At 51.8% G+C, this 9,324-nt stretch carries 10 protein-coding genes; 7 read left to right on the top strand and 3 right to left on the bottom strand.

Features of this window, described 5'->3' with window-relative positions; all coding sequences use genetic code 11:
- A partial coding sequence (locus tag ACOTX5_RS21940; protein ID WP_035294458.1) for a hypothetical protein occupies nt 1–98 on the top strand: 98 nt, incomplete at its 5' end.
- On the opposite strand, the gene ACOTX5_RS21935 is transcribed toward ACOTX5_RS21940, so the two are convergent.
- Nucleotides 77–472, bottom strand: coding sequence for a winged helix-turn-helix domain-containing protein (locus tag ACOTX5_RS21935; protein ID WP_234105350.1), 396 nt, complete (start codon nt 470–472; stop codon nt 77–79). The two genes, ACOTX5_RS21940 and ACOTX5_RS21935, sit on opposite strands and share 22 nt — an antisense overlap.
- Nucleotides 473–846: 374 nt before the next feature.
- On the opposite strand from ACOTX5_RS21935, the gene ACOTX5_RS21930 reads away from it, so the two are divergent.
- From ACOTX5_RS21930 to ACOTX5_RS21915, 4 genes are read left to right on the top strand one after another with little or no spacing between them, the layout of a single operon-like run.
- The gene (locus ACOTX5_RS21930) at nt 847–1,431 is read left to right on the top strand and encodes a fimbrial protein (RefSeq protein WP_017383657.1); all 585 of its coding nucleotides are present in this window, start codon (nt 847–849) and stop codon (nt 1,429–1,431) included.
- Nucleotides 1,432–1,483: 52 nt separating this feature from the next.
- On the top strand, nt 1,484–2,176 hold the full coding sequence (locus ACOTX5_RS21925; RefSeq protein ID WP_045910977.1) for a fimbrial biogenesis chaperone: 693 nt from the start codon (nt 1,484–1,486) through the stop codon (nt 2,174–2,176).
- A gap of 15 nt (nt 2,177–2,191) precedes the next feature.
- Nucleotides 2,192–4,684 (top strand): fimbria/pilus outer membrane usher protein, encoded by a 2,493-nt coding sequence (locus tag ACOTX5_RS21920; protein ID WP_045910978.1) that lies wholly within the window; start codon nt 2,192–2,194, stop codon nt 4,682–4,684.
- A 15-nt stretch (nt 4,685–4,699) separates the two neighbouring features.
- Entirely contained in the window at nt 4,700–5,764 is a 1,065-nt protein-coding gene (locus tag ACOTX5_RS21915; protein ID WP_032668888.1) for a fimbrial protein, read from the top strand.
- Between the two features lie 6 nt (nt 5,765–5,770).
- Here the strand turns inward: ACOTX5_RS21915 and ACOTX5_RS21910 are convergent, their stop codons facing one another.
- Nucleotides 5,771–6,406, bottom strand: coding sequence for a LuxR C-terminal-related transcriptional regulator (locus tag ACOTX5_RS21910; protein ID WP_045356877.1), 636 nt, complete (start codon nt 6,404–6,406; stop codon nt 5,771–5,773).
- A 569-nt stretch (nt 6,407–6,975) separates the two neighbouring features.
- Between ACOTX5_RS21910 and ACOTX5_RS21905 the strand changes: the two genes are divergently transcribed.
- On the top strand, nt 6,976–7,596 hold the full coding sequence (locus tag ACOTX5_RS21905) for a LuxR C-terminal-related transcriptional regulator (protein WP_045910980.1): 621 nt from the start codon (nt 6,976–6,978) through the stop codon (nt 7,594–7,596).
- Nucleotides 7,597–7,671: 75 nt separating this feature from the next.
- A complete protein-coding gene (locus ACOTX5_RS21900; protein WP_015570094.1) occupies nt 7,672–8,352 on the top strand; it encodes an EAL domain-containing protein in 681 nt (226 codons plus the stop codon).
- A gap of 33 nt (nt 8,353–8,385) precedes the next feature.
- On the opposite strand, the gene nlpA is transcribed toward ACOTX5_RS21900, so the two are convergent.
- Nucleotides 8,386–9,186, bottom strand: coding sequence for a lipoprotein NlpA (gene nlpA / locus ACOTX5_RS21895; protein ID WP_023302839.1), 801 nt, complete (start codon nt 9,184–9,186; stop codon nt 8,386–8,388).
- Nucleotides 9,187–9,324: the final 138 nt, after the last annotated feature.

Here is a 9,324-nt window from a genome sequence, read left to right as displayed (position 1 = left end):
ATTCTGGCTACACAATAACAAGGGAAGACTTACTCGTGGCTGCAACCCTACTAGCTCAAAATTTATTCACACATGGTTACGCTTTGGGGAAATTATGAGGGGATCTCTCAGCGCTAAGCGTTGAAATAACCGGCGGCCTGACCGTGTGGTGTTCAATATGCGCGGCAAGGCTAAATCCCTTGCCACGTATCGTTTTTATCAGTAAAGGGTCGCAGCCTAATGTACGAAATGCTTTTCTGATTTCACTTATGGCAACATTCAGACTCACCGAAGAACCAGAGAAACCATGATCCTCCCAGACCTTCTTTATCAGGTCGTCTCTGTCGAGTGTTTTACCATTATTGATGATAAGTTCATAAAGCAGACGACCCGCCTGGTTAGATAACTTAATGGATGACTCTTCCTCTCCATTAATCATGATCATACCGGTGTCGACTTCATAAAGCATTGTAAGATCAATGAGATACTTCATATTATTATTACGCCATTGTTAAATTTTTGTGCATTTGCCAGGCAATAATAAGTCTAAAGTTTGTGTGGTCAAGTCGCGTGATATTAATTGAGAGATGAATTCATAAAGCTTCATTAATTAACGATTATTAAAGCATTAATAAAAATCTTCGAACCAACGCATTTAGGTTAAAACATTAAAAAAAACATACTTACAAGATTATAATCTTAAACTTTAGAAGTTGTTGGAATAATGTTTTGTTATGTACTTTTTTAGTGCAACATAATATCGTCAAAGCATTCTCCCGAGTCGCCATGCGTCTAGCCGGTACATCAGGGACATGTGTAGCCGATTAACATTCATTTTAAATAACACAAATCTTCATGGAGTTTATCATGTTCAAATCGATCATGACCGTATCACTGCTGGCCGCCGCTATTGCCTCTACCAGCGCAGTGGCCGCAGACAATTCGGCGGGTGGTATCATTAACTTTACCGGCGCTATTACCGATACAACCTGTACCATTAACGGCGGTAAAAGCGCGGACTTTACCGTTGCGCTTTCCCCTATTTCGGTAAAAGATGCGGGCACCACGGTTGGCCTGATCACCCGAAATAAAAAATCTATTGCGCTGACATTCTCTGGTTGCTCACCAGCAGCCGGAACGACCGGTACCCCGCTGAAAGTGTATTTCTCCAGCGCGGATAATATTTCCACTGACGGTAAATACCTGCTGAATAACAGCGTGAACGAAAGCGATGCCAGCGTGGCACGTAATGTCGGCTTTGCGTTAGTGGAGCCAGGTTCGTCTACGCCTATTACCCTGAACCAGCCTTACACGACAAATATTATGGGTACAGCGACCGCGCCAGATTCCGAAACGCTGACGCTGGACGTTTATTACTATAAAACAAACGCCGCTGCCGCCACCGTGGGCGAGTTAAGCTCCAACGTAACGTATACCATTTCCTACCTGTAATAGTGATTATTCAGGCTCTGTTTTCGCAGAGCCTGTATTTAAGGTTGCAATCATGCGCAAGGCAATTTTGCTGGCAGGCTTACTGCTAAGCACGGGTCACTCATGGGCCAATATTGTCATTAATGGCACCCGTGTCCTTTATCCTGAAAATAACAAAGAGGTGATCGTCCAGTTAATGAATACGGGCGATGCGCCGGCTCTGGTACAATCCTGGATAGATGACGGTGATATTAATTCCACGCCGGAAACAGCCAATGTGCCGTTTCTGTTGTCGCCGCCGGTGATAAAGGTTAACGAACATAATGGTCAACAGCTTCGTATTAAAAAGCTGCCGTCCAGCTTGCCTGCGGATCGCGAATCCGTCTTTTTCCTGAATGTCCTCGACATTCCGCCCAGACCTGAAAATCTGCAAAACCAGAATACTGTTCAGCTGGCGATTAAATCCCGTATCAAACTTTTTTATCGGCCCGCTGCGCTGAAAGGCACGCTGGATGACGCGGTGGCGAAACTGACGCTCGCCGCCGACGGCGATCGCTTTCGCATTACAAATAACAGTCCGTTCCATATTACGGTCGCCAATATTTCGCTGGGTAAAACGAAATTGCTCCAGGAGTCCCCGATGGTTTCCCCGTTTGGGCAGCTGACGGTCGCCGCCAAAAATACGGTTAAGCGCGGACAGACCTTCCAGCTGATGTATGTGAACGATCTTGGCGCGTATAAAACCCGGACTTTCACCAGTCAGTGATCGGAAAGACTCACCATGAAAATGAAACAAAACAGACTCTGTCTGCTGGCAGTCTGCACGCTTCTGCTTTCGCATAAATCAGGGGCCGTCTCGTTTGATCCCTCCCTGCTTGCTGGCGCATCCGGTGAGTCCGATCTGTCTCGCTTTTCCGAAAACAACGCCATGCCTGCCGGCAGTCAGGAGATGGATATCTACGTAAACGGCAGCTGGAAGGGACGTTATACCGTCATCTACGGCGAACAGCGTGACGACATCCGCCTTGCCTGGAAAGATGCCCGGTCGCTTGGCATCAACACCACGTCCGTGCCTGCGCCCGCCATTGCGCACGGGCAGGTCCAGCTGCGCGATCTGGTTCAGGGCGGTGAAGTCAAAACCGATACCAGCACCCTGAGCCTGGCGCTTACCGTTCCGCAGGCGGCCGTGCAGCGTACTGAAGAAGGTTACATTGCCCCCCAGTTCTGGGACAAGGGGATCCCGGCGCTGATGCTCTCGTGGAACACGACCTGGTACAACACCCGCGCGAAAGGCACTGCGAAAGACACAAATGATGATTTTTATGCCGGGCTGGATTCCGGCGCCAACCTGTTCGGCTGGCAGTTTCGCGACAGCAGCGCCTGGCGGAAAACCGCCAGCGGAGAGAGTAGCTGGCAGAATAATACCCGCTACCTGCGCCGTCCCCTGGCCTCGCTGAAATCCAACCTGACGCTGGGTGACTTTTATATTCCTGGCGATCTGTTTGATTCCCTGCGCGTGCGCGGCGTGTCGCTGGCGTCGGATATGAAGATGCGCCCAAATTCACAGCAGGGTTTTTCACCGGTGGTTCACGGCGTGGCACGGACGAACGCCCTGGTGAAAGTTATCCAGAATGGCAACGTGATCTATCAGGAGAACGTGCCGCCGGGCCAGTTTACCCTCGACAGCATTCAACCTACCGGGTCCGCGGGCGATTTGCTGGTGGTGGTGCGTGAAGCGGACGGTTCACAGCAGTCCTTCACGGTGCCGTTTTCCGCCGTGCCCGGGATGCTAAAAGAAGGGGTGAGCCAGTACAGCGTAGTGGCGGGTAAAGTGCATCAGAACACGCTCGATGCCGAACCCGCATTCATGCAGGCCACGCTGCGCTACGGGTTTAATAACCTCATCACCGGGTATACCGGGACGATTATTAGCGATAACTACCAGGCCGGGCTTGTCGGTACCGGGTGGAACCTTCCGTTTGGCGCGGTTTCGTTTGATGTCACCCACGCCAAAACCACCCTACAGGATCGCACCAGCAGCGGTCAGAGTTATCGCGTGTCGTACAGCAAATTTATCGATACCACCGCCACCAACTTCACCCTGGCGGCCTATCGCTATTCCACTAAAGGCTATTACAGCTTCAGCGACGCGCTCTATTCGCGCGAAGGGTATCAGCGCCTGAGAGCGCAGTACGACGACTATGAAGATCGGTTTGGCGTTGCGCCCGACATGTCGCTAAGCACCTGGGACGCCCTGCGCGCGGCGCAGCCCAAAAATACCTTTACGCTTAACCTTAATCAGCGCCTGCTCAATAACTGGGGCACGGTGTTTGTCTCCGGCACACAGCGCGATTACTGGAACTCACAGCAAACCACGCGCGAATATCAGATGGGCTATTCCAACGCCATCGGCCGCGCCAGCTATACCCTGTCGGCCAGCCGGGTACGGAACAGGGACAGTGAAGAAGAGACGCGCCTTTACCTCTCCCTCAGCCTGCCGTTCTCGCTGTTTGATAACAATGCGTGGATCACCTCCAGCCTGACGGCCAGCGATTCGCATTACGAGCAGAGCAATATCAGCATGAGCGGGAACGCGCTGGCGTCGAACCGCCTGAGCTATACCCTCTCCGGCAGTAATGCGCGTGGGGGTAAAAATGCGGCAAGCGTTAACGCCGCGTACCGTTCGAACTTCGCGACACTCGGTGGCTCTTACAGCGAATCCTACGACTACCGCCAGACCGGGCTCAGCGGACGCGGAAGCCTGGTGGCCTACCCGTGGCACGTTCTCGCCTCAAACGAAACCGGCACAACCATGACTATCGTCGATGCGCCAAAGGCGGAGGGGCTGATGGTGAACGGCGATGAAAGCATTATGACGAACCGCGATGGCGTAGCGCTGGTGCCTTACGCCACCCCGTATCGCAAAAACGCCATTACGTTAACCGAAACGGAAAATAGCGCTGGCGCGGAGGTGATCGGCAATATGGCTAACGTGGCTCCTTACGACGGGGCGGTGAGTTATATCCGCTTCGAAACCGATAAGCGCCAGTCATGGGTACTTCATGCGACGCGCACCGACGGCAAACCGCTGCCGTTTGGCACCGAAGTGCTGGATGAACACGGTGGATCTGTCGGGTATGTCGGCCAGGCCAGCGTACTGTATATCCGTGCTGAACAGCCGCCACGCGCGCTCAACGTGCATCTCCGCGGCGGAAAGTGCGAAATCTCCTCCCCGGCCTGGGGGCTGAACAGCTCCTCATCGGTTTGCCATTAATTACGGATTATCAAAATGTTACGATCATTCATGTTCCTGCTCCTCACCAGCATTAGCGGGATGAGCTATGCCACCTGCTCCGGCAGCAGCATCGTTTATGGCACACCGATTACCATTGATTTATCGGATAAGCTGAGCCCGGCCACGCCCACATGGACCGGCAGCTTCAGCACCCAGTACAGCGGCTCGTTCAACTGTACGACGGGTAACAGTGAATTTTCTTACACGCCGATCCTCTCGACCGACAGCAAATACGCGACCATCCTCGGGTTCAGCAATAACAAGTATATGGTGCGGGCGGAGATCACCAATCCCCCGGCCAATAAAACCCTGTCAGCCAGCGGTAGCCATACGGCGTCTGAGCTGAACACACCGTTTACGGTTCGCTTCACCCTCGTTAACCAGAGCGGTACCACCCTGACGGGGGATACGGCGAACATGAGCGACGTTCTGTTCGTCAGCGACATGAGCGGGTTATCCATCTGGGAAATCATCACCTGGCCAATCAATCAGGTCATCAAGATAGCGCAGTGGTTATTCAGCGGGTTCAAGTGGCCTTACGACAACCGAGATATGTTTGGTCAACCGATGATCATCAAATACGCGCCGAAACTGACTACCTGTTCCTTTGATAATGCGGGGCTGACCGTGGCGCTGCCGACGCTCGGCATTCCCCAGCTCAGTGCATCCTCACAGCCGGGGCTGACGCCTTTTTCACTGAACATGAGCTGTCAGAACGTCGGGGTTAATGGCAATTCCGATCGGGCAATTGAGATGTTTCTGTCCAGCACGCAGCTGCTCTCAACCGACAGCTCGGTGCTGATCGACAGCAGCAGTAGCGCGGCGCAGGGCGTGGGGCTCCGCCTGATAAAACGTGACGCCCCGCAAACGCCGGTGACCTTCTCTACCTCAACCACCAGCCGTGGCAACGCCACGATGATTTTCAGCGTGGCGGCTGGCGCGGCGCTGGACGAACATTTCACCCTTCCGATGGCGGCGTACTATTACGTGTGGGCGCCCGCCCAGGTGAGCCAGGGTAAGATCAATACATCGGCTACGCTGAATATTATCTATCCCTGATGTGAACTATTCCTCCATCTTTCCAACCGCTTGCACATACTTAATCAGTTCGCTGTGGTTGGAAAGATTCAGCTTTTTCATTGCATTGTGTTTCTGTGTCGCAATGGTACTGACCGAACGGTTTCGATGACGGGCAATCTCCGTCGTTGAAAATCCTTCCACGATAAGATGAAGCACCTCCCACTCTCTGGCCGAGAGGATGGAACGCGCCCGGGAGCCGGACCGCATTACCCGCCTGAGCCACGAAGAGATCGACGGTTTTTGCCCGTCCGCCATGAGCAACGCGGGTAATTCCTTTTTCAGTTCAGTCAATTCATCCTGCTGACTGATGGTTAATTCAAATTTCATCTCCAGAACTTTTTTTAACAGCCCGTAAGGCAGCTCGGGCACCAACAGAACACGCCTGACGTGATGGGTTTTACATAAAGATGTAAAACGGCTGCTGACCTCCGCACTCCACTCTTTATGATTAAGCAGATAATTAAATTCAGTGAAGAAAACATCCACGTTATTATCCGCCACCGCCGCCAGCGCCTGTTCTGTGGAATCGACCTGAGTAATGTTCAGTATGTAATCGGGTAAAAGATCCTGGAGCGCCCGGAATATTATCTCTTTAAATATATTTATTTTGTAAAACACCATTACCCTTACGATACGTTCAGTATTATTCATGTCTTTTCTAAATTCTCGTGACCGGAGGAAAATGATAATAGTTTATGTACTCACCACTCACAACCTCTTCGCGCCAGGATTTTATCCTTCTCAGGCTTAAAAATCTGAACAAGGACATTAAATTCATAGAAAAAATTCTATTTTATTCTGCACGCCGTTTCCCCTCGCAGATAAAGCCCTGTCGATAACCCTGCCACGATCACAATTTTTCTTACAGAAACAGCAGTAAATCACTGAAAAGGCGGTGGATTAACCCCATTAATCAACCTTCTGATGCTTATTATCCGCTCATTTACAGAATAAAAATCTGGCATGAATATTATTAGAAGATTAAAACAATTGCATATACCATTAAAACCATTTTTCAATTTTATCTTCCGCTAATAATTGGCTTCAGCTTTACTCGACGGTTTGTATTGGCTTACATTGATGCCATCGCATCGCGTTATTTAAAAAGTGCTCGCTATTCTTTTAATAAGAGAGTGCGAACCGCCATTTTCTCTTATATGGACTGTTTACTCAGCGAAAGGAGAATGCCAATGCAAAATAAAAAAACAATTCACGTTGCCGTTGTTGACAGCTGCGAATTCACGATGATTGGCCTGCAATCGCTTGGAAAGCGTGAGCCTGATGAAAAACACGACGTTATTTTCCATGGATTTACCCATATCGAAGAACTTGCTATGAGTGAACAACTCTTTGATATCATCATTTATGATCCGTTGAATACGCGTCATTTCCGGGTGACGACGAATGACGACATTCTCTGTATTAAACAGAAACAAATGACAGCGAAGATCTATATCTATTCGTTATCCGCCGGCTATTTGAAATTCAAACATGTTGATGGAGTCATCAGCAAAAGAGTCTCCCTGGGGGATATCAAAGCGCTGTGGCAAATACTGATGAGCCAGACGCCGCAAGAGTCTGGCCGTTACAACGTAGGCATGACGACCCGCTTACGCACCCCGGCGAGGCTGTCCAGCGAGGAGGCAAGCGTACTGCGCGGCTATTCCTGTAATCTCAAAACCAAGCAAATCGCCCGTCAGCTGGGGTGTAACGTCAGGCTGGTTTACTTTTATAAGAACAACGCCATGAACAAGCTTAAGGCCGTGCGTGGCCCCTCGTTTTACCAGAGCATTCGCTGGATCCTGAATTAAAAATTTGACCGTGTGTCGTTTGCCTTTTGTTCCCGTGTCCGCGGGAACCTTTTTTCATTTCCTGAAGGCTGTTCCATGTATACCGTTCTTCCCTCTCCCTTGTTGCAACGTATCTCAGGGCTGCGATTCCAGCCGCTTGTCGATCTTCATTCGGGCCAGGTGTTCGCGCATGAAGTTCTCGTGGAGATCCATAACGTCAATCTTGAGGTGCTGTTTGCCTCGCTGCCCTCGCGCAGCGCGCTGCAAATCTTCTTCTGGCAGGCCAACACCCTGTTACAGATACCCGCCCGGGACGCTTACTGGCTAAACCTTCCGGCAGAACACCTTCTCAACGAACGCGCTATCCGGTTGTTGCTGGCGTTACGCCATCAGCAGCGGTTAACGATTGAAATTCAGGATCCCCTCACCATCACACGGCTGAGCGAGGATGAGCAACGTCGCCTTCATGCCACGCTTGTTCGGTTAAAAGAGGCGGGATGGCAAATCTGGCTGGACGATTTAACCCGGGAGTTGGCGGAGGCGTTCGCGCGGCTTGCGCTGCCGCTGGATGGGGTGAAAATTGACCGCTCAGCGCTGCGCGAGCGCGCGCCGCTTGCCCCGTTTGTACAGGAGGTCAGGGCAGGTATCGCGCAATCAATTCTTATAGAAGGCATCGAAAACTCGCGGGATCTGGCGCGCGCCCGCGCGTCCGGCGCACAGTCTGGTCAGGGTTTTCTGTGGCCCGAAAGCCGAACCGATGCCCGCGTAACGCTTTGACGGCCAGCGGAGCGCTGGCCTTTTTACCGGGGCTTACCAGCCCGGCACCGCGCCACCGTTAAAAAGGGTCTCCGCCGCTTTCGCCACTTCCGGCGACTGATAGGACTGGATAAATTCCTTCACGTTTTCGGCGTCTTTGTTCTCTTCACGCGTGACCACAATATTCACGTAGGGTGAGTTTTTGTCTTCGATAAAGACGCTGTCGTGTACCGGAGAAAGCCCCGTTTGCTGGAGATAGGTGGTACTGATGATGGCCACATCCACTTTCGGATCGTCCAGCACGCGCGGCAGCTGCGCCCCTTCCAGCTCCATAATCTGTAAGTTTTTCGGGTTCGCGGTAATATCCAGCGCCGTTGGCAGCAGGCCAACATCCGGTTTAAGGGTAATCAGCTTCTCTTTTTGCAGCAGCAACAGCGCGCGGCCAAGGTTGGTGGGATCGTTTGGAATCGCAATGGTTGCGCCGTCCTTCAGCTCAGAGACCGATTTAATCTTTCGGGAGTAACCCGCCATCGGGAAGACGAAGGTATTGGCCACGGCGACCAGCTTGTAATTGTGCGCCTTGTTATCTTCTGCGAGGAACGGGCGATGCTGGAAGACGTTGGCGTCCAGTTCGCCCTGGTTGGTGGCATCGTTGGGCAGCAGCGAGCCGCTAAAGCCCACCAGCTCAACATCCAGACCGTATTTCTCCTTTGCCACCTTTTTGGCGACTTCCGCCACGTCCTGCTCAGCGCCATTGATCACGCCGACTTTAATGTGTCTGGCATCATTGCCGCCCTGATCACAGCCCGCGAGCAGCAGGCCAGTCAGGAGAAGCGCACCCAATCGAAGTTTCACGAGACAGTTCCTTTTGATAGACGTTTTGAAGACTATATCGACAACGAGACGGCAGGCTAAAAAACGAAAAGGAATCAGTAAGACGGTTAAGTTATATGCGGCCTGTTGCCGGGTGGCGCTGCGCTTACCCGGCCTACG

It is taken from the genome of Enterobacter cloacae complex sp. IR5441 (genome assembly GCF_049238215.1).
GTDB lineage: Bacteria > Pseudomonadota > Gammaproteobacteria > Enterobacterales > Enterobacteriaceae > Enterobacter > Enterobacter hormaechei_C.
The sequence above is the reverse complement of the archived record's forward strand: the minus strand, read 5'-3'. Positions and strand labels throughout refer to the sequence as shown.